The following is a 19,387-nucleotide window of genomic DNA, read 5'->3' on the forward strand; positions in this document are numbered from 1 at the left end:
ATAAACGTTTTAAGTGAGAAAAATATTTTTGCAAAGATAGACATTTTCCGGGAAAACATCCGCAGAAGAATAAAGTAGCCTTATAAGGTAACATTTTGTCATTTTATTTTTACATCGTACCTTGTACAGGACATATCGTCCATATTCTTTTAATAATTTTTTAAGTTTTGTTAATTGGAACTGCTGCAATTATGACATAATATATAAAATCACACAATAGCCGTTAAATTTTAGTTAAAATTGAAACACTTAGCATGAATTGCATACTTATTTAGCATTAAATTTGCTTACAATAAAACAGAAATTAATACATAAAAAAAGAAAGATATACAATGAAGAGTACTTTAAAAAAACTATTACCATTTGCAGTAGTGGGAGTTGTCTCAGGAGCTACTACCGTTGGGACAATACAATATTTCGGTCAGCATAATAATAATGGTGACCAGTCTTTTTTTACTGCATCAGCACCTAATGCATCATTTGTAGGAATGAATACGGGAGCTGTGGGTGATGACTTTGTAAAAGCATCCAAAACAACGGTTCCGGCTGTGGTAACCATCAAAAATTATCAGAGCAGAACAACCAGCAGAGCCTCTGAGCAGGATCTGTTCGACTTCTTCTTCGGAGATCCTTTCGGAGGAAGAGGACAACAGCGGCAAAGGCAGCAGCAGGCTCCGGATAATATGCCTTCAGGAATGGGTTCCGGGGTGATAATCTCTCCTGACGGATACATTATTTCGAACAATCACGTTGTAGCAGGTGCCAATAAACTGGAAGTGGTATTAAGCAACAAAAAATCATATATCGCTACTTTGGTAGGAACAGACCCCAATACAGATATCTCTTTATTGAAAATTGAAGAAAAAGGTCTCCCTTACCTGAATTTCGCCAATTCCGACAATATTGAGGTAGGACAATGGGTACTTGCCGTAGGAAACCCGCTTGGTCTTAACTCTACTGTAACGGCAGGGATCGTTTCAGCAAAAGGAAGAGGAATCGGAATCCTGGGAAGCCAGGGAAAAGCAGCTAATCCTATTGAAAGCTTTATTCAGACCGATGCAGCGATCAATCCGGGTAACTCAGGAGGTGCGCTGGTGAATGTAGCCGGCGATCTTATCGGGATCAACTCTGCCATCCAGTCTACAACAGGATATTATCAGGGGTACGGATTTGCGGTTCCTTCCAATCTGGCAAGAAAGATCGTTGAGGATATCAAGAAATTCGGGATTGTACAGAGAGGATTCCTGGGAATCCAGTCTTTAGACTTATCCAATGACCAGCTGGTTCAGGCTTACAACAGACAGAACAAAACAAGTCTGAAGGTAGGTGCCGGAGTGTATGTAACAGGATTTGGAGAAAACAGCGGTGCTGAAGATGCCGGACTGAAAAAAGGAGATATCATTACCAAAATAGACAACTATGACATCAGTGATTTTGCGGATCTTTCCATGTCCATCGGAAGCAAGCGCCCTGGTGATAAAGTTCAGGTAACCTACTCCAGAAACGGAAAAGATGCCACTACATCCGTAACCCTCAGAGATCAGAAAGGAGGTACGTCTACCCGTACAAAAGCAGACCTTAGCGTTACTGAAAAGATCGGTGCTGAGTTTGACCCTCTTACGGAAAGATTCAAAACAGAATACGGACTGAACAGCGGTGTGGTTGCCAAAGGAGTGGCTGAAGGCGGAGAAATGGCGAAAATAGGGATTGTAGACAACTACATCATTATAGAGATCAACGGAAAGCCGGTAAATTCACAAAAAGATATAGAAAAGATCCTGGAGAAGTATCAGGGAAATGTGCAGGTAAAATTTGTGGACGACTACGGAAGAATCTATACCAAAGGATTCAGAATGCCTTAATGAATACCGGAAACAGTCTTTTCATATTAACAAAAAACGCTGCAAAAAATGCAGCGTTTTTTTATTTGTTTTTGTTCATTTTCTCAGCGATCCTTTTCTTTTTATTCCGTTCATAAATAACTTCCACAATCTTTCCTCCTATCCATGAAAACGGAAAAAACGTAAGGAAAATAGAGATCTTGTAAAAAGTAGGATGATACGGAAATATAATAACATCCAGCATGGCGATAAAAAGCATAATAAAACCGATAAGGATGGCATATGCCACCTTGGCGTATTTTACAATAAGTGCCGTAGCAACTCCTCCAATGGTGGTTCCCAATCCTGAAATAAACAGAAGGAACCCAAAAAAGGCATTATCGTTCTTCATGCTGTAAAGAAAACGCTGCCAATGCTCAAAAGGAGCAAAAGCTTCGAAAGTGACCCATTGCGGAAACGCTCTTATACCAAGAGTAATAATAAGCCCTGCTATACCAAGACCTACGAGCACCGCAATTGTATTTCTTATAAAGTTCATTAATCCTGATGTGCAATCATAGAAATTTCAATATCAACGTTCTTTGGCAGACATGATACCTGTACCGTTTCACGTGCAGGATAGCTGTCTGCATCCAGATATGATGCATAAATATCATTCATTACAGCAAAATCGTCCATACTTTTCAAAAAGATGGTAGCCTTTACAACATTTTTAAAGGTCATTCCTGCTTCTGTAAGGATGGCTTCAAGGTTTTTCATTACCTGATGGGTTTCTTTTTCAATTCCTTCTACCAGTTTACCCGTGGCAGGATCTACAGGAATCTGTCCTGAAATATACAATACCCCGTTGGCCATATTAGCCTGAGAATAAGGTCCGATAGCTGCAGGAGCATTCACTGTGTTGATTATTTGTTTCATTAGAATCTGTTTTATTAGAATTTATTTGGATGCAAATATAAAATTTATATTTTCAAATCCCAATCCGATCTTAGAAAGGTGCGTTAGGCTGTGTAAAGCTTCTGTCTTTATACTTCAGCGCATCACTTAAGATATTGGCTTTGATCCCGATAAAGAAGTCATATACTTTATACTGTCCGAAAGGCACCCAGTTGAAATTGATCGTAAAACTTCGCTGATCTCTTGCAAATCCAATCCTTGTATAGGCCAGTTCTTTGGTTACAAGGTCGTAGTGGGTACTTCCGTTGATATTCCAGTAAGGGGTAAGCTTAATGCTTCCGTCCAGCCCTATTGAAGCAATTTTATTTCCCAATCTGGAAGTTCCTTTTGAATAGGCATAATTGGCATTTACATTCAAGGTCCATGCCTGGTCGAAGTGAGCATAATTATCATCGTCAAAATAATAATTTTCGTTTCTCACCTCCCCTTTTGCTGCGTATTTTTTAGCATAATCTGTCTTTTCTCCGAACAGTTCGCTGCTCAGAGGATATGATAACTGAACATTGAAGCCCTGTACGCTGAAATGTCCGAAATCTTCAGTTCTTACCCCCACGTCCTGCCCTGGAGCAAAAGCAATTCTATACGGCTCTAAAGCAAGACTTGTATTAACGCTTAGCTTATTGTTGAAGAAAGAGGACTGTCCACTGATTGAAAATACAGACCACGGGTGCGTTTTCGCTGCAAAGTTATAGCTTCCGGAGAGATTCAGGGATTCGAAGATTTTCACCTTCTTTACTCCCGTAGAATCTTGCTTAGATCTTACTTTCATTTCAATATTGTTACCGATATTAAACCCTAAAGCTCCCTGCATTCCAGTTGGTGGTGTTCCTACAATTCCTTTTTCGAAGATTGAATAAGGTGTAAGCGCTCCCTGGGCATTATAGAAGTTTTTATAATATCCGAAATTCGGGCTTCCGAAATCCGGAGAATATGTGAATCCGATACTTGGGGTCACCATGTGTCTTACCGCCTGTATGACAGATCCTTTTTTAAACTTCATCCCTCCATACAGGATTGTCTGAAGGCTTGCTGTTGTAGAGAAAATAGAGTATCCGGCTATATTTTTCTGTATTTCGTCCACTTCCACATTTTTCACAGGATCATAATACTTGTTCAGCGTTTTTGTCGTTAAGGCATTATCAATATTGGCACTTAAACTGAAGGTAAAATACTTTGCCAGCGTAGTATTGGTTCCAATAGCAATATTATTTTTAAGGCCTGTCTGCATTTTATCCCACATGGCTTTGGTGAAAAGCTCATTTTCCTGGGTATTGACAAAATTGGTCAGGTTGAAACCTGTATTTACCGTAATATTTTCAAGAAGCCCCTGTCTTACCCCTGTTTTGGATTTGAACAAATAAAACTGGTTAATGGCCACATTCATCTGAGGAAGACGAAGGTCCGACAGCCCGGTAGCAAAGTTCTGTGCATACGAAGCCGTTCCGGTGATCGTCACAGGCAGCTTCAGGAATCTCTTGGTAAGGGTTACCGTTGAGTTCTGCTGGGTATTCAGGACGTTCTGGTTGAAAATATAGTTGTTGTTCAGCGGATTGTTATAAAATTTAGTACTTACAATATCCACAGAAGCACTGAAGGTAAGGAACGGATTGGCTTTCGTATCCTGTGAATGATTCCAGGTAATTCTGTATGTACTGTTTTTGGTATAATCCTCCAGTCCTTTGATGCCTCTGATCATGGTTCCGATATCTGCCGTAAAGCTTCCCGAATATCTGTATTTTTTCAGATAATTCATTTGCGGACGTAAGTTCCAGCTTCCTTTGGTATAGATATCTGCAAGCACTTTAAGGTCAAAATGTTCCCCAATAGGCTGATAATAGCCAAGTCCGTTGAGGAAGAACCCTACATCTTCCCTTTCCCCGAAACTCGGGATCAGGATTCCGGCAGCTCTTTTAGCTGAAAACGGAAGAACGGCAAACGGAAGGATTAAAGGTGTGGGAACCTGTTCTATATACATCTGGATAGGTCCCGTAACGATCTGGGATTTTTCTTTGGATTTGATCAGCTTAATGTTGGAAGCCCGCATAAAGTAATCCGATGCCGTATCTTTTTTCTTGATATAATAATCATCGGTAGTATAATCCGCATTCCTCATGGCAAAAACGGAATCGTTATACTTTTTGGTTTTCTGTGCGGTAATTACCCCTTCACTTTCTTCAGTTCTGGCATTGAAAGCAATAGCCTGTCTGGTTTTGGTATTATAGCTGAACTCGTTCGTTTCATACTTTTTTCCGCCCTGCATAGTGATTACAGGCTCAATGATCTTTCCTAATGAATCCAGTTTTCCACGTGCGTAGATCACATTTTTATTATCATCAATAGAAATATAATCCGCATCGATCTGCATATCCTGGTATTTCACCTGAGCTCTTTTAATGAGAAATGTCATTTTTTTAGGGACATCCCTTCTCTGCTCATCGGCTTTTGTACGAAGAACATCTTCTAAAGCTTCTTTCTTTACAACAATGGTATCCTTTTTGGAAATAGTATCATTAACCGCATTTTTAGGCAATTTTTCAGGGGTTTTCTGTGCTAAAAAATTGTTAAAAATTAGGATAATTAAAATTTGTAATATATTTTTGAGGACGGTTTTGGCCAATTTTATTCTATATAATTAAGGCTCAAAATTAATATAATTTTTAAAACTGTAAGATGCGCAAACAAAATTTTAAAATAATTTTATCATTTCTCCTTATCCTTACCAGCACCTTTATTTTTTCCCAAAAGAAATTTATCATCGTTTTAGATGCCGGGCACGGGGGTGGTGATCATGGGGCGACCAGGAATTATCCGGACCTGGGAGTGGTCATGGAGAAGGATGTCACTTTAGGCATTGTTCTGAAACTGGGAGCCATGCTGGAAAAAAACAGGGATTTCAAAGTAATCTATACCCGTAAGATTGATGAATATCCATCATTGACGGACAGAACCAATATTGCCAACAGAAATAAAGCGGATTTATTTATCTCTGTACACGTTAACTCTTCGCCAAGCAGATCCGCCACAGCGAAAGGAACAGAAACCTTTGTTCAGGGGCCTGCCCAGAACAGGGAAAATTTAGAGGTAGCCAAACAGGAAAACAGCGTAATCTACCTTGACGAAAAAGATAAGGAAACATTTGCCTCTTATGATGCTTCTTCTCCGGAATCCTTAATTGCCCTTAAAATCCAGCAAAGTAAATATCTGGAAAACAGTTTGACCATCGGAAGCTTTATTGAAAATAATTTTGCGGCAAGCGGCCGTTTTTCAAGAGGGGTGAAACAGGAAAATCTTCACATTCTGAGAAGAAGTGCCATGCCTTCTGTTCTGATAGAAACCGGATTCGTGAATAATTATGAAGATGCCCAGTATCTGAATTCTGACAAAGGAAAAGATGAAGTAGCAGAAAACATCTACAATGCAGTGATCAATTATAAAAAAGCACTTGACAGAAAATCAGGAGGACCTGTTGCGGTAAAAAAACCTGAACCCGAAAAACCAGCTGAATCTCCACTGAAAAACGACTTCAGAATATTACTGATGAGCTCTCCTACCAAATACAATGACGGAGATCCGGCGCTAAAAGGACTGAACTACATCCTTCCTCTCAAAGAAAACGGACAGTATAAATATTATTACGGCGTAACCAATATGGCTTCCGTAAAAGACATCAACCTGAGAACGGCTAAAGATGCAGGCTTCAGAAATGCCTTTGCAGTAGGATTTATGCCAAACCAGAAACTTCTTACCGGATACTACACCATAGAAGTATATACCGGCGAAAAGCTGAATGGAAATTCATTTATCCTTCAGACCCTTAAAGATGTGGAAAGAAATAAAGACAGCGGTATATTCTACTATACTTATGGAAAAGTATACACGCTGGAAGATGCTGTAAAACTTCAGAAAGAGCTTGAAGCAAAGGGTATCAAGAATACGGTAATACAAAAGGTGTATAAATAATGACATCGGGTGACCATACAAAAAGCGGCTGTACATTACAGTCGCTTTTTTGTTTCCGGACCGGGCATGTTTTATTCCAAACTCATTCTAAATTTATGTTTCATTAAATATCCGGCTTCTTTACTGCATCGAAGCTGCCCCAATATCTCCATAAAAGAGGGATCATTAATAATATAGTAATCAATTATTTAAAATTTACACGTCTGAAAAAACATAAGGAATATTAAAAATAATTTTGAAATTAAGAACTTAATTATTACTTTTGCAACCTCAAAATTTGGCCTATTCGTCTAGTGGTTAGGACTCAAGATTTTCATTCTTGCAACAGGGGTTCGATTCCCCTATAGGCTACCAAATTTGATATCATGCCGGATTTAAAAATACAAGAAGCGAAATTGCTTTTTAAGAAAATCCACTCTAACCCAAAAAGTTATGATTTACAAATCAATGAAGACGGGATTACAGGCAGGGATGATAAAATAAGTTTCAGACTTTACAGGACCGGAGAAAGGGTTGCTTTTGAAGTGACAATAGATAACCTTACTTTCACCAATACTACTGGAGAATGGAACAATGCTATGATCATGTTGGGAAACACGATCAAAAAAATTGAAAAAGAACAGGAAAATTTAAAAATAGAACAAGCAATAGATAAACTCAGAAAGTACCTGTCAGAAGAAAATTAAAAATTTCTGAAAATAAATTTGGTAGTTTAAAAAAAAGTTTATAGTTTTGCACTCACATTTGAACGATATGGCAAATCATAAATCAGCATTAAAGAGAATTAGACAAAACGAAACTAAAAGACTTCGTAACAGATACTATCACAAGACTGCAAGAACTGCAATTAAAGTCTTGAGAAATGAGGAAGATAAAGCTGCTGCAACAGAGCAACTGCCAAAAGTTATTGCTTTATTGGATAAATTGGCTAAGAAAAACATTATCCACAAGAACAAAGCGGCTAACTTGAAAAGCAAATTAACAAAACACGTTAATAAGTTAGCGTAATAATATAGTAGGCCCGTTCGTCTATCGGTTAGGACCTCAGATTTTCATTCTGGTAAGAGGGGTTCGATTCCCCTACGGGCTACAAATTTTAAGAGTTGATACTTATAAAAACAAAACTAACACACTGATTTCACTCGGTGGAAGATAGAGGGCCCGTTCGTCTATCGGTTAGGACCTCAGATTTTCATTCTGGTAAGAGGGGTTCGATTCCCCTACGGGCTACAAAAGGACTTTTTTATAAAGTCCTTTTTTGTTTTTATAGTTTCCCGATAAATTACAGAGCCTTTACTGAACTCAATTATCTATTGAGACTTTTTTTCAACACCCGCCGCCAACCGTATTACAGAAGATATATTCTCCCCCGGTTTCAGTTTTTTGAACAGAATTAATTTTCTCATCATTGTGATAAATATTTTAAAGTTATCCTGTTTTAATTTGTAAATTTTAATAACAATATTTAAATTTGGTTTAAACTATACATTCTTCTCAAAAGACAGATCCATGAAAAAAATATTCCTCATTACTTCTTTATGGGTAAGTTTCCCATTTTTTGCCCAAAGCTTTGAAACTACCGCCAATCCAAAAGTTTCAGAAATTCAAAAAAATTTCAGGTATAAAAAATACCCGAAACCCGTTCTTGAAGAGTTCTCAAAACTGGCAGGAGCAGAACCCAATGAAGCCATCATTATGACAGAATGTATTCCCGGTGAAATCATCAGCTGGAGAAATGACCGTGGAAGTTTTTCCACTTCACAGCATTTCAGGATAGAAAAAAATAAACTGAAAGAAATAATTACCATTCCCGGATCAAACGATTTTTTAGCCCGTCTTGAAAAATATGCACCGGCTAACCACTCGTTTGATTTTAATGCTGTAAGCGGAAGGACTTATGATGCTGAATTTATCAGAAAACAGAAAAATGGCAAGTACCTGCTGACCGTTAATCTTGTTGCCATAAAAAAAGGATCTGTAAACGGCAGCGATCTGTATGAACTGGAATACGAGACATCAGATTTCAGAAGCTTTAAACCATTACGTATTAAAAATGCTGAAGAAAAAAACAGCAGCTGGCTGATCATAAATTAGCCCCAGCCCCTCTTTCTCTCTCAAAAAATATCCGTTACATAATCATCCAGAATCCGGCTGTTAAGAAAACTGCCGGATTCATTTTTTTGCAGCACTTATGGTATACTAAAACGATTCATCTTTAAAATTTTAAACTAAAAACAAAATTAATCGGTTATATCCTGTCAATATTAAATAATCACACAATTATGAAATATTTTATTTAACATAATTATTTTATGTTTACATTTGTACTAACCAAACCAGAAAACTAAATTTTAACATATGAAAGCAAATTTATTTGTAAGCCAGTTGATGAAGAAAACAGTAATATTGGCTTCTACTCTTTTTCTGACGGGCACATCTTTCGCCCAGATCACTAAAATCTATGCAAGCGGTCAGACTAATCAGGTTGTCGGAGTCTGCCTGGGTTGCGGAGTATTAAATCCACAAAACGCAGTAGGAAGCAATGAGGATGACTATTCTACCCTTCAGGTTTCCGTAGGATTATTAGCCAGAACAGAACAGGTTTTACTCTTCCCTTCCACCAACATTGCATCCAACACCAATAAACTTGTCATTGGTATAGGATCGGATCTGACGATGCTGTCTGCACAGCTTATCAGCGGAATATCCATCGAAACATTTAATGGTGATGTATCCAACAATGATTATCAGAACCTTAACAACAATGCGATCAAACTTGGAGGTACAGACCCGAGTAAAGGGGAAATTGAGCTTACAATGAACAAGCCTTATGACCGGATCAAAATAAATCTAAACGGAGGTTTACTCAGTGTGAACGGTGCTCTGAGAATCTATTACGCTTATCAGTACAAAGATCCGTTCATCAATTTTATGGCCCACAGCCAAAACGGGCAGATTACACTGACCGGTGATGATTCTTTTGAAGGATCAAAAGTTACCCTGACCAATACTTCAGGAAGAGAGGTACTCAATGCTTTCTTAAAGTCCAATACCTTTGAAGCGAGACAGCCGGAGGGTGTCTACTTTATGACCCTTCAAACTAAAGAAGGAAAAACATATTCTAAAAAAATCATGATTAAATAAATAATTAACGAAACCGGCAGTCTTTAAAGGCTGCCGTTTTTTTGCCCGTAATTTATAATAAAGAATTAACCACAGGCCAGGTGTTCATAAAATACATTATAAAAATATCTATACAATAAACAATATAATAGATCCACACAAAAACCAAAAAATTCAAACCTATGAAAACCTATTTATTATTAAGAATAAAAGCAACCCTATTTGCTTTTTTCCTGCTTCTGATGAACACTGCATTCTTCGCACAGACCGTTATCAGACATTATGTAATCAGTGAAGTGCACGTCACAGACCCTGCCTGCCGTTCATTATTCTTCCCAGGAGAAGGACCAAAGCCTGAAAAATGTGCAGAAGTGATCAATCCGCTTAACGCAATAGGAGATAATGAGAATGATTATTCTGTTTTAAAAATTGATTACAAGTATGAAAAATTTGCAGAAATTAATCAAGCTTTGATTTTCAGTAATACAAACACCGACAACAACACTAATAGAATTATTATTGGCATTGGCACTAACAACGGAACCCCTTTGTCTGAAAACACCCTTAAAGATATACGTCTATATACAACAGCTCCGTCATTTGCCTACAAATACATTTTTGATAGAATACTAAAACTTGGAGGACCTGACCCTACCAGAGGCGAGATTGAGATACCATGTACAAGTATCGATCCTTGTGACCGCGTCGTGATAGAAAAACGAAGATCAAACATAACAACAGCTGATCTTCTTATTCATGGCTATCAACCAGTTAATGAACTTAGAGTCTATTATGCTTACCAATATCAAAACTATCAGAACCGGACAGACAATATATTGGTTTACAACAAAGATGGAATATTTACTTTAGATAAAGATATTGAAACCTCCGGCTCAGAGGTCACATTAACCGGCATTTCAGGTAAAGAAGTTTTCCGCTCCAGGCTCAATACCAATACTTTTGAAGCAAGACTTCCCGAAGGGATCTACATTCTGAAACTTCAGACAAAAGAAAACAAAACTTATACAAGTAAAGTTATGGTAAAATAAATCCTTAAGTGGGCTTTCCAGAAAGGTCAACCTCTTTTTATGCATTTTAGTTTATTCTTCTCCGGCTTTGTATAGAAAAAATTAATCGTTCGGTAATCCGGTGTGCTATTGACCGAAAGCCGCATGAAATAAATATTCTCTCCAGAAGCTTTCTCCATTTTCCGACAGGAATAAATAGTATTGAAACAGGCATAGAATAAGATTTAATCATCCGGAGATGATTGTCCGGGTACACCTTAAAAATAACCGTTTAAGAACAGACATCAAAAAAATCCCCGAAACTTTACAGTTCGGGGATTATTATTGGAAGGCTTTTTAAACAGTCTCTTCCTATTGAAAAAAATGAGTGGTTATGATTATTTTTTAATCAGTTTCTGCTGATAAACCGCTTTATCTGTAACTGCTTTCAGAATATACATCCCGTCCGGAAGCATGCTTACATTGATCTGCCCGTTCTGGAACGTTGCATTAACCTGTTTTCCTGAGAAATCGTAAACAGAAACATTAAGAACCTTATCTGTGGTTTTGATATTCAGGAAATCGGAAACTGGATTCGGATAGATGCTGAATTCAGTTTTTTTCACTTCTGCAGTAGCAAGGCTGGCAGTCGTGGCGTTTACGGTCAGTGTTTTTTCAACCAATTTTCCATTGGAGTTGAAGCTGATCACTACATTTGAATTTCCATTGGAAAGCGGAGTAAGAATAAGTTCTTCATTTGAGTTGATCGTTGCAGAAACAACAGCCGGATTAGAATTTGATTTCACGGTCTTCACTACTGAAGCACTTATATTATCCTCATCGGCAACAGCTGTTTTCAGGTCAATTGCTGTTACGGTTCCTGCAGAAACCTGTGAAGGGAATGCAGTACTTATAACCGGAGCATTATTATCCGGAAATACTGTCACAGCAGGGAACCAGTAATAATCATTAAGTGTTTTGGTATTGGTAAGAGTACCTGCGGCATCAAAAGTATGGATCCAGTTTTTCTGGTAGTGGGCTCCAAAACCACTTTCGGTAGTGTTAAGAATTAATTCATCAGTTACCGGATTCACACGCAGTGCAGCTCCATAAGGAATCTGTTTGAACTGCCCGGTCTGTCCCGGAATAACGGCAAAATTCTCATTGAATGTTTTGCTGTCCACGTCAAATTTTACAATCTGTGTTCCGGAAACAAAGCTGTTTACCGAATTGATCCAGTACAGTACATTCTGTCGGGTACTTGCAGTAAAGCTTCCGGCATTCCATGCCCCCCATGACCCCAGATATTTTGTGGCAGGAATATTATAAACTGTTGCGGCCAAAGAATTCTGGTCAATATTCACCAGCTTCTGATCCTGAATAGCCCAAACACTTCCGTCTTTAGCCTGAACAACGGAGTGATAGGCTCCTGAAATCGTAGAAACGACAGCATCAGTATCAGGATTAATCACCAATATTCCCGCAGACTGTTTTACAGCAAATACATATTTCGAGGTACGGATCATATTCCCGATCTGTCCTGCATACTGGCTTCCTCCACCGGTTCCGGCAATTAAACCTCCAACCTGAAGATTATCGATATTAAATGTATAAATCCCGTTAGAAGCACCGATATACCCTTTGTGTTCATTCACTCCTACAAAAGATCTTCCGTCTCCGCCTCCAATATCATTGAATCCGGCAATTTTCTGCATCGTCTGTGCATTGGCGACCACCAGTCTTCCACCAGGGGTATACTGAGTATCATTCCCGTCTGCTGCCTGTTTAGAGATAAAGTAGAATTTGTCTCCGTAAATAGTTCCGTACTGGGTAGTCGCTCCGAAAGCCTGATTATTGTTGGCATTGCTGTAAACACGGTAACTGATCTGGCCGTTGTTATGTACAAAATTCACAGAGCCGTTGGTATGCCCGAACCAGTCTTCATTTACCATAAAGAATCCATTGGCAAAATCTGTTGAAGTTACATAAGGTGAAACCGGAGTCATGGTAGAAGAGATCGGGATCGTTTCAAAAGAAGGGTTAAAATTCCACACATCCCAGGAACCATTCTGCAGCGTACGGGAAGAAGCCCCAACTCCTGAATAACCAAAATCAGCATCTGTGGGATCTTTCACCCAGTATGACCAGTATCCGTTGGTAGTCCATCCGGATTGCCAGTGATCATTGATATCAGCTGCTGTATAGCTGTCAAAATCATATGCAGTTGTATTAATGATACCATTCGCAGGGTAAAGCGGATAGGTTGTATTTCCGTCTTTATAGAGAGCATTGGTATTCTGTCCGTTCAGGTCAAAGCCCAAACCTCCGACTGCAGTTCCAAACGGGGTTCCCTGATAAAGAAGTGAGAAAAAACGGTGATCTGCCTGGGCAATAGCTTTCAGCATATCTTCTCCGGTTGCATTTCCGTTCCACCGGTATCCCCACACCAGTGCATCCGGATTTTTGCTGTCATTCCACTGTACAACAAAAGCAGCTTCATTAGAACCTGTTCCCACCCAAAACTGGATGTCAGAGAAATTCACATTGGTGGTTAACGCAGTATGAAGCTGGCTGGTTCCCTGAATATCATTCCGGGGAACGCCCTGTACTGTAATCTGTGCATTCGTAAAGAACGTCAGCAGAATCAGCATTGTAAAAAGATAAAACTTTTTCATTGTATTTACTATTTTAAACTGATTTATATTCTGATCTGTTAATTGAGATGTAAATCATAAGCTCCCGCTACTTCAGTAGAAACTTCCCCCAGCCATCCGGCTTCCTGATTTACTCCGGTATATACTTTAATAAAATCGATTCCCGGAAGCTTAACGTACTTGCCGTTCCTGTCTACTGCCCATGAAATATCGATATTGGAAGCCTCATCATTGTTCGGCGCGTTATCTGCATATCCGTAATCATAGGAGGTTCCTACCCAATAAGCCCCCGTTCCGCTCTGGTCGTAAAAATTATCTTTCAGTCTGGTTCCTGTAAAGCTGTAAGAAGCCTGGGAAAGCCATAAAGGATAATAGCTCTGTGCATGGAAGGTATTTTTAGTTTTAAATCCAGAAGTCCCATTATTATCCTGCCATCTGATGTACTCCACATCAGTCTGCCAAAACTCACTTCCGGGAACGGGAGGTTTATTTTCATTGGGTTTGAAATAAGTTATGCTGTAATTTTTGAGAGTGGTATTTTTAAAATATTCACTGCCGGCGATTTCGTACCATTCGTCTTCGTCCGGTTTTCCGTTTTTATTTTTATCATAGGCCACCATAATAATTCCGGGCTCACATGATCCGGATCTTGTAGCATTGGCACTATTTCCCCAGAAGGCATTTCCAAGAATTTTAAAATCTCTCCCTTCCAGATTCGGAATGGTATGATCGAAACCGAAAGTAACGTAACCGCCATAGCCGCCAAGACTTATCATCGTGGAATTTCCGCCGATAAGGGATTCTTTTGCCTTTCTGATCATGTCCGTTTCCGTATTTCCGTTCTGGTATTCGGGCATCTCATTGATGAACTGACCTATGGCCGGCCGGTAATCAAAAACATTAGTGATATATTTGCTGTAAGGCGATGCTTCCTTCATCACAATGATGGAAGATTTGTAGGTTTTTACAGCGCCTTTTGCTTCCACTTTCAGGGTCAGGGGATATGTTTTGACATATGCACTCACAAAATCCAGCTGTATATTTTCAGAAATAATAGAATCGTTGATACTCCAAGTAAGCTTTCCTTCGATTTTCGGATCGATATTCAACAGTTTAAGCCTGTCAACCGTATAGGATTCTTTCAGTACTTCTGAAGGGAAAGTAACTTCCTCCGCGATCTCTTCGCTGTCACTTTTACAGGCTGCCGTTCCTAACAGAACAGAAGAAAAAAGTGCGGTTTTTATAATATTTAAATATTTTCTTTCCATTTTTTTTCATTTAATTATCTGTACAGAAAAGCAAAATGGGCAGGGATATTTCCGCCTTCGGTTTTCCATTTGAATTTTCCGGTTTTGTCGAAACAGTAGACGTACCCGGTGGTTACATAATTCCGGGCATCGGTAAGGTAGATATCTTCTGTATAAGGATTTACCGCAATTCCGTACGGTGCTTTGATTTCGTCGGCGTACTGCTGGTCAATGATCTTATTGGCGATTACCTGCTCTGTTTTCACATCGATAATTCCGAAAGTTTTAACATAGCTGTGGGTATTATAATTAAACTCATTGCCATAGTAATAGAGTTTGTCATTCACGATTGTCATTCCGCTTACCGCGACATGAAAGTCTTTTTTTACAGCTCCGGTAGCTGCATCCACAAGAAACAGACTGGACGGGATATTGTAATAATCTCCTCTGGAACTTACGTAGAGATCTCCGTAATTATCTTTTCTGATGCGGTGAAGATTAATGGCCACATCAATTTTTTTGGTCTCTGTAAAACTGTTAAGATCAATCACAGAAACTGTTCTGTCATAATTCGGGAACATATAACCTCCGGAATTGGCTACATAAAGCTTATCTCCGATAATCTCCATTTCTTCGGGCTGATAACCTACCACCACCTGTCTTTCAATAGCCAGTGAAGTTGTATCAATTTCCACTACTTTTCCGGGTGGCGAATTGGGATTTAATTCAACAGGACCTGCATAGCTGCTGGCATACACCTTTCCTCCCTTAAACTTCATATACCGGCAGTTCTGAAGCTGTATGGTCTTGATACGTTTCGCTGATTTGGCATCCAGCACTTCAATTTTATTGGAAACATTCACCACTACATACATTTTACTTCCGTAGATCATGATGTCATTTCCTACATCCCCGAGTTCTTTCACCACATTCGGATTGATCTCTCCGTAGATATTCCGGTGATAGGTTCCCGTAGCATAATCGAAGTAATCAAGGGTACATTTGTTACTTCCCATATTTCCTTCATTCAGAAGGTAAAAACCTTTGATGGCTGTATCTTCTCCGGTGCTTACCTCTTCTTTTTCCGAGGGAACAACGTAATCGTCCGTCCGGCATGAGAACAGACAGAGAAAGGCAAGAGCCAGAAGGTAAAAGTTTAGTTTTTTCATAATGTAAAGCTTACAATGAGTTTAAAATTTCTTCCGGGCATCGGATAATTCCTTACCACGTCATAATATTGATTGAGGACGTTATTGACCTCAAAACCGGCTTTGATCTGATGGGCATGCCAGTTGAATTTTTTCTGAACCGATAAATCATGGGTATACCACGGCTGAAGATAATTGGCACGGATGTTATTCAGCTGTGCATCATAACGTTCTCCGGTATACATGAAACTGTAATTGAAACTCCAGTCTTTATAATCCGCCATCATGGTAAAAGTCAGGGCATGCCAGGGCACATAAGAGATCTGGTCTCCGTAATAATCTTCTTTTTTATCGGTATAATCTCCTGCTCTCTGATAGGTATAGCTTACCAGAGGTTTCAGTTTCACCTTATTGATATCAAATTCAGCCTGAACATTGACATCTGCTCCCACAATCCTTACTTCTCCGAGATTCGTCATCATCCACCGGAACAGATTGGTGGTAGGAACTGCGATGATTTTATTTTCCACTTCATTATAATATCCGTCCGCTTTCACATAAATTCCTTTAAAAAATTCATGATCATAAAGTTTATGGTAGGTAAAACCCACGTCATACTGATTGGTAAATTCAGGTTTCAGCATCACATTTCCGATCATGGTGTAATACAGATCATTGAAAGTTGGCATCCTGAAAATCCTTTTATAAAAGGCTCTTATGGTAAAATCTTTTGAATCAGAGGGCTGATAGCTCAGAAATGCAGAGGGGGTCCATTCTGTTTTATCGGGAGATTTTGCATTTTTCTCCACATTTTCATGGACAAACGTTCCAAGTACACTTCCCAGGAATTTAAACCTTCTCCACTGATAGGTCGTGGCAAAAGCCAGCAGTGAGGTATATCGTGTAGGAAATGAAAAATCCCTGAGACTGGCATTCAGGTTATTATACTGGAAGTCCAAACCTGCACTTACATCCCAGTCTTTGGTAATCGAATAGATATTGGACGAAGAAAAGTAAAGTTCTCTCTGGATATAGGTATTATCAATGCGCAGGGCTGTTGTTGATACATTGACCGTATCCAGGAACCTGGAATAATCGTAGGCAAATTTGGCTTTCACCTGGGTTTCAAACTTCGGAAACAGCTTTTTTCTGAAACTGGCCTGAATAAAATAGTTTTCATCCAGCATCTGCTGTCCTTTAGGCCCGAAATCATTATTCACGACAGCAGTGGGAATTCCCCGGTCTGAAATATATCCGTAACCGCGTACATTCCAGCTCCCGTTATTAATAATTCCGTTAAAACCTGTTTCAAGACGTTTAGCCTGAATATAGGAATCATATCTTCTGGCAATCGTATCATTGGCAACAGAGCCGTCAGCATTTTTCTTTTGGTATTTATACTTGTACAATCCTCTGCTCTGCACAAACTCCGAACTGAAGCTTGCTGCCACCCGGTCTGAAATCTTCTGCTCCAGGCGGAACGAAGGATTAAACAGGCTGATGGACCCAAATTTAAGCCTGACCGTTACATTGGTTTTCTGATTTCCTTTAAATACAGGAGTTTTAGGCTGAAGATAAATAGATCCTGAAGACCCGAAATCTTTTGCAGGCTGAAAGATCTCACTTTTCTGACCGTTGTACAAAGAGATTGATTCTATATCATCTAGGGAAAATTTCCCCAGATCCACCACTCCGTTCTGGGCATTTCCAAGCTGAATGCCGTCATAGAAAACACCGACATGCTGGCTTCCCATGCTCCGGATATTAACAGTTTTCAAACCTCCCATTCCGCCGTAATCCTTGATCTGAACACCGGAAAAATATCTCAGGGCATCCGCTACCGACTGGCTGTTCAGCCTTTCCAGCTGTTCGCCTGAAAGAATCTGTGCGGGAAGAATTTCTTTAAAATCTTTTTTATAAATCCGGACAGGAAGAATCGTTTTCTCCCGGATGCTGTCCTTAGACTGTGAGAATACAAGATGAGAGGCCGTCACAAAAATTGCGACAGCTCCCTTTTGAAACAGAGAAGCAGTAAGTTTTGTCACCATTAGCTCATTCAGAATAATGATGACGCTAACGGATATAAGAAAGCAACGACAAAGCACAGCATTCACTGCACAGAATCATTGTTGTCCTAAGCTTTATTCCACGAAAGCGTCAAACGTTCATCTTCTGGCAGGTCTTCTGACTTACTCCGTTTCTGAAATCCTTCCCATTAAAAAAACAGTGGATATATTCTTCAGAAACTTTGGTGTGGAGCTTACAGCAGCGGGTCTGTCCCGGATTTTCACCGGATTCCCTTTTAAGCGCTTTTTACGGCTCACCAGATTCCGGCAAAGATAAACAATTCCTGACATATTCAAAATCTGAAATAACAAAATGATTCTCAGCAGGATAAAAACATTTCACAAGCTATGTTCCCTGCAAAAGAAAAACCTTACAAACGAGAAAAGCATTTGTAAGGTTTATTAAAAAAAGTATTTTCTGATCGGGGATCATTTATTCATCAGATTCCGATATTCAGAAAAATACTGAAACGTGATTTTGCCTCAATATCTCCTCCTGCCAGCTCAGTATAAGCAGGCAGCATGATCTCACTTCCGAGACTGAACTTTTTATAAGATGCTTCAAAGCCCAGCTTGCCATACAAAGCACTTCCTGATGTACGGGGCAATGTTTCTCCGTACTGCCTGTTGGTATCATACACCTCGCCCTGAAGCCCGGCTTTGGCAGAAAATATGGTTTTATCAGTTCCTGTGATCCGGTAAAATCCTGTTGCTGCATAATTCCATTGATTCCCGAAACGATAATGTTTTTTGTTTTCAGTTTTCACTGTATAGTCCGTATTGATAAGCACTGCCAGTTTATTCTTCTGGAATTTATAATTTAAAGCTGCCTGATAGTCCCAGCTGCCTGTTCCGAGCTGAAAACTCGGATTAACCCCGGAAATTCCTTTTTCATCAAATTTTCCCAGAGGAATTTTTATCCCCAGGCCACCATTCAGCTGATGGGCATTATCTTTCGAATTAATGATCTGATAAATTCCCATCAGATTCAGATCCCCGATTCCATTGATGCGGATGTCTCCCTGCCAGGTTTTCTTTTCGTGAAAATGAAAGGGCAGACTGGCGTACACACTCAGTTTTTTCGTCAGAGGAATTTTTCCCCACAGCTGAAGGGTATTGAAATACTGGTCCTGTGTAAGATCTTTCACAAACAAATTTTCTTTTGCCTTATAATGCTGGGCAAAATATTTAATGCCGATAAACTGGGGATTCAGCAATGATTCGAAACCTGACGAACCATTTCCGGCCGCACAGCCGCAGGCATCACAGTCATCAAGCGATATTCTGCTAAAATCACCGGATACCTCCATGCTGTCTTTAACCGTTTTAGCATGAAATCCTGCAGATAAAGCCATTCCTATTATTACCATTATTTTTTTCCTGT

15 protein-coding genes, 3 tRNA genes, 1 pseudogene and 1 riboswitch are annotated in these 19,387 nt (G+C 39.4%); of the genes and pseudogenes, 10 read left to right on the forward strand and 9 right to left on the reverse strand.

Annotation, left to right across the window (positions count from 1 at the left end):
- Positions 1-332: 332 nt before the first annotated feature.
- Complete coding sequence (locus AC106S_RS21390) at positions 333-1,862, forward strand: trypsin-like peptidase domain-containing protein (protein WP_482441814.1); 1,530 nt, start codon at positions 333-335, stop codon at positions 1,860-1,862.
- A 61-nt stretch (positions 1,863-1,923) separates the two neighbouring features.
- Here the strand turns inward: AC106S_RS21390 and AC106S_RS21395 are convergent, their stop codons facing one another.
- The 3 genes from AC106S_RS21395 to AC106S_RS21405 form a co-directional block, all read right to left on the reverse strand.
- Positions 1,924-2,379, reverse strand: coding sequence for a hypothetical protein (locus AC106S_RS21395; protein WP_482441815.1), 456 nt, complete (start codon positions 2,377-2,379; stop codon positions 1,924-1,926).
- Positions 2,379-2,759, reverse strand: a complete 381-nt coding sequence (locus AC106S_RS21400) for a RidA family protein (RefSeq protein WP_062700765.1) — start codon at positions 2,757-2,759, stop codon at positions 2,379-2,381. Before AC106S_RS21400 ends, AC106S_RS21395 begins: the two co-directional genes overlap by 1 nt.
- Positions 2,760-2,829: 70 nt before the next feature.
- Positions 2,830-5,415 carry a putative LPS assembly protein LptD gene (locus AC106S_RS21405; protein WP_482441816.1) on the reverse strand — a complete coding sequence of 862 codons (2,586 nt, stop codon included), beginning with the start codon at positions 5,413-5,415 and terminating at the stop codon, positions 2,830-2,832.
- A 53-nt stretch (positions 5,416-5,468) separates the two neighbouring features.
- Between AC106S_RS21405 and AC106S_RS21410 the strand changes: the two genes are divergently transcribed.
- The 9 genes from AC106S_RS21410 (at position 5,469) to AC106S_RS21450 (ending at position 10,930) form a co-directional block, all read left to right on the forward strand.
- Positions 5,469-6,758, forward strand: coding sequence for an N-acetylmuramoyl-L-alanine amidase family protein (locus AC106S_RS21410; protein WP_482441818.1), 1,290 nt, complete (start codon positions 5,469-5,471; stop codon positions 6,756-6,758).
- A gap of 279 nt (positions 6,759-7,037) precedes the next feature.
- Positions 7,038-7,112, forward strand: a tRNA-Glu gene (locus AC106S_RS21415).
- Positions 7,113-7,123: 11 nt separating this feature from the next.
- Positions 7,124-7,444, forward strand: coding sequence for a hypothetical protein (locus AC106S_RS21420; RefSeq protein WP_062700761.1), 321 nt, complete (start codon positions 7,124-7,126; stop codon positions 7,442-7,444).
- A 67-nt stretch (positions 7,445-7,511) separates the two neighbouring features.
- Positions 7,512-7,766: a 30S ribosomal protein S20 gene (gene rpsT, locus AC106S_RS21425; protein WP_482441820.1), complete on the forward strand. Its 255-nt coding sequence runs from the start codon at positions 7,512-7,514 to the stop codon at positions 7,764-7,766.
- A gap of 10 nt (positions 7,767-7,776) precedes the next feature.
- Positions 7,777-7,848 (forward strand) — tRNA-Glu (locus AC106S_RS21430).
- 68 nt (positions 7,849-7,916) lie between these two features.
- Positions 7,917-7,988: transfer RNA gene (locus AC106S_RS21435), tRNA-Glu, on the forward strand.
- A 279-nt stretch (positions 7,989-8,267) separates the two neighbouring features.
- Positions 8,268-8,852, forward strand: coding sequence for a hypothetical protein (locus AC106S_RS21440; RefSeq protein ID WP_482441821.1), 585 nt, complete (start codon positions 8,268-8,270; stop codon positions 8,850-8,852).
- A gap of 264 nt (positions 8,853-9,116) precedes the next feature.
- Positions 9,117-9,902: a T9SS type A sorting domain-containing protein gene (locus AC106S_RS21445; protein ID WP_482441822.1), complete on the forward strand. Its 786-nt coding sequence runs from the start codon at positions 9,117-9,119 to the stop codon at positions 9,900-9,902.
- 161 nt (positions 9,903-10,063) lie between these two features.
- Positions 10,064-10,930 (forward strand): T9SS type A sorting domain-containing protein, encoded by an 867-nt coding sequence (locus AC106S_RS21450; protein WP_482441824.1) that lies wholly within the window; start codon positions 10,064-10,066, stop codon positions 10,928-10,930.
- 38 nt (positions 10,931-10,968) lie between these two features.
- On the opposite strand, the pseudogene AC106S_RS21455 reads toward AC106S_RS21450, so the two are convergent.
- From AC106S_RS21455 to AC106S_RS21480, 6 genes and pseudogenes are all read right to left on the reverse strand, one after another.
- A pseudogene (locus AC106S_RS21455) lies at positions 10,969-11,133 on the reverse strand (transposase); the annotation flags it as partial.
- Positions 11,134-11,286: 153 nt separating this feature from the next.
- Positions 11,287-13,563 carry a DUF5074 domain-containing protein gene (locus AC106S_RS21460; protein WP_482441826.1) on the reverse strand — a complete coding sequence of 759 codons (2,277 nt, stop codon included), beginning with the start codon at positions 13,561-13,563 and terminating at the stop codon, positions 11,287-11,289.
- A gap of 38 nt (positions 13,564-13,601) precedes the next feature.
- A complete protein-coding gene (locus tag AC106S_RS21465; protein ID WP_482441827.1) occupies positions 13,602-14,810 on the reverse strand; it encodes a cell surface protein in 1,209 nt (402 codons plus the stop codon).
- Between the two features lie 14 nt (positions 14,811-14,824).
- The gene (locus AC106S_RS21470; protein WP_482441829.1) at positions 14,825-15,958 is read right to left on the reverse strand and encodes a YncE family protein; all 1,134 of its coding nucleotides are present in this window, start codon (positions 15,956-15,958) and stop codon (positions 14,825-14,827) included.
- Complete coding sequence (locus tag AC106S_RS21475; RefSeq protein WP_482441831.1) at positions 15,955-17,985, reverse strand: TonB-dependent receptor; 2,031 nt, start codon at positions 17,983-17,985, stop codon at positions 15,955-15,957. The genes AC106S_RS21470 and AC106S_RS21475 overlap by 4 nt, the downstream gene beginning before the upstream one ends.
- Positions 17,986-18,094: 109 nt before the next feature.
- Positions 18,095-18,280: riboswitch (cobalamin riboswitch) on the reverse strand.
- A gap of 163 nt (positions 18,281-18,443) precedes the next feature.
- Positions 18,444-19,373: a transporter gene (locus AC106S_RS21480; RefSeq protein ID WP_482441832.1), complete on the reverse strand. Its 930-nt coding sequence runs from the start codon at positions 19,371-19,373 to the stop codon at positions 18,444-18,446.
- Between the last annotated feature and the right edge of the window lie 14 nt (positions 19,374-19,387).

This window comes from Chryseobacterium sp. FR054 (assembly GCF_056844565.1).

Coding starts and splice junctions, on each gene's coding strand:
- AC106S_RS21390 (WP_482441814.1), top strand. CDS start 333: ATGAAGAGTACTTTAAAAAAACTATTACCATTTGCAGTAGTGGGAGTT.
- AC106S_RS21395 (WP_482441815.1), bottom strand. CDS start 2,379: ATGAACTTTATAAGAAATACAATTGCGGTGCTCGTAGGTCTTGGTATA.
- AC106S_RS21400 (WP_062700765.1), bottom strand. CDS start 2,759: ATGAAACAAATAATCAACACAGTGAATGCTCCTGCAGCTATCGGACCT.
- AC106S_RS21410 (WP_482441818.1), top strand. CDS start 5,469: ATGCGCAAACAAAATTTTAAAATAATTTTATCATTTCTCCTTATCCTT.
- AC106S_RS21420 (WP_062700761.1), top strand. CDS start 7,124: ATGCCGGATTTAAAAATACAAGAAGCGAAATTGCTTTTTAAGAAAATC.
- rpsT (WP_482441820.1), top strand. CDS start 7,512: ATGGCAAATCATAAATCAGCATTAAAGAGAATTAGACAAAACGAAACT.
- AC106S_RS21440 (WP_482441821.1), top strand. CDS start 8,268: ATGAAAAAAATATTCCTCATTACTTCTTTATGGGTAAGTTTCCCATTT.
- AC106S_RS21445 (WP_482441822.1), top strand. CDS start 9,117: ATGAAAGCAAATTTATTTGTAAGCCAGTTGATGAAGAAAACAGTAATA.
- AC106S_RS21450 (WP_482441824.1), top strand. CDS start 10,064: ATGAAAACCTATTTATTATTAAGAATAAAAGCAACCCTATTTGCTTTT.
- AC106S_RS21460 (WP_482441826.1), bottom strand. CDS start 13,563: ATGAAAAAGTTTTATCTTTTTACAATGCTGATTCTGCTGACGTTCTTT.
- AC106S_RS21465 (WP_482441827.1), bottom strand. CDS start 14,810: ATGGAAAGAAAATATTTAAATATTATAAAAACCGCACTTTTTTCTTCT.
- AC106S_RS21470 (WP_482441829.1), bottom strand. CDS start 15,958: ATGAAAAAACTAAACTTTTACCTTCTGGCTCTTGCCTTTCTCTGTCTG.
- AC106S_RS21475 (WP_482441831.1), bottom strand. CDS start 17,985: ATGGTGACAAAACTTACTGCTTCTCTGTTTCAAAAGGGAGCTGTCGCA.
- AC106S_RS21480 (WP_482441832.1), bottom strand. CDS start 19,373: ATGGTAATAATAGGAATGGCTTTATCTGCAGGATTTCATGCTAAAACG.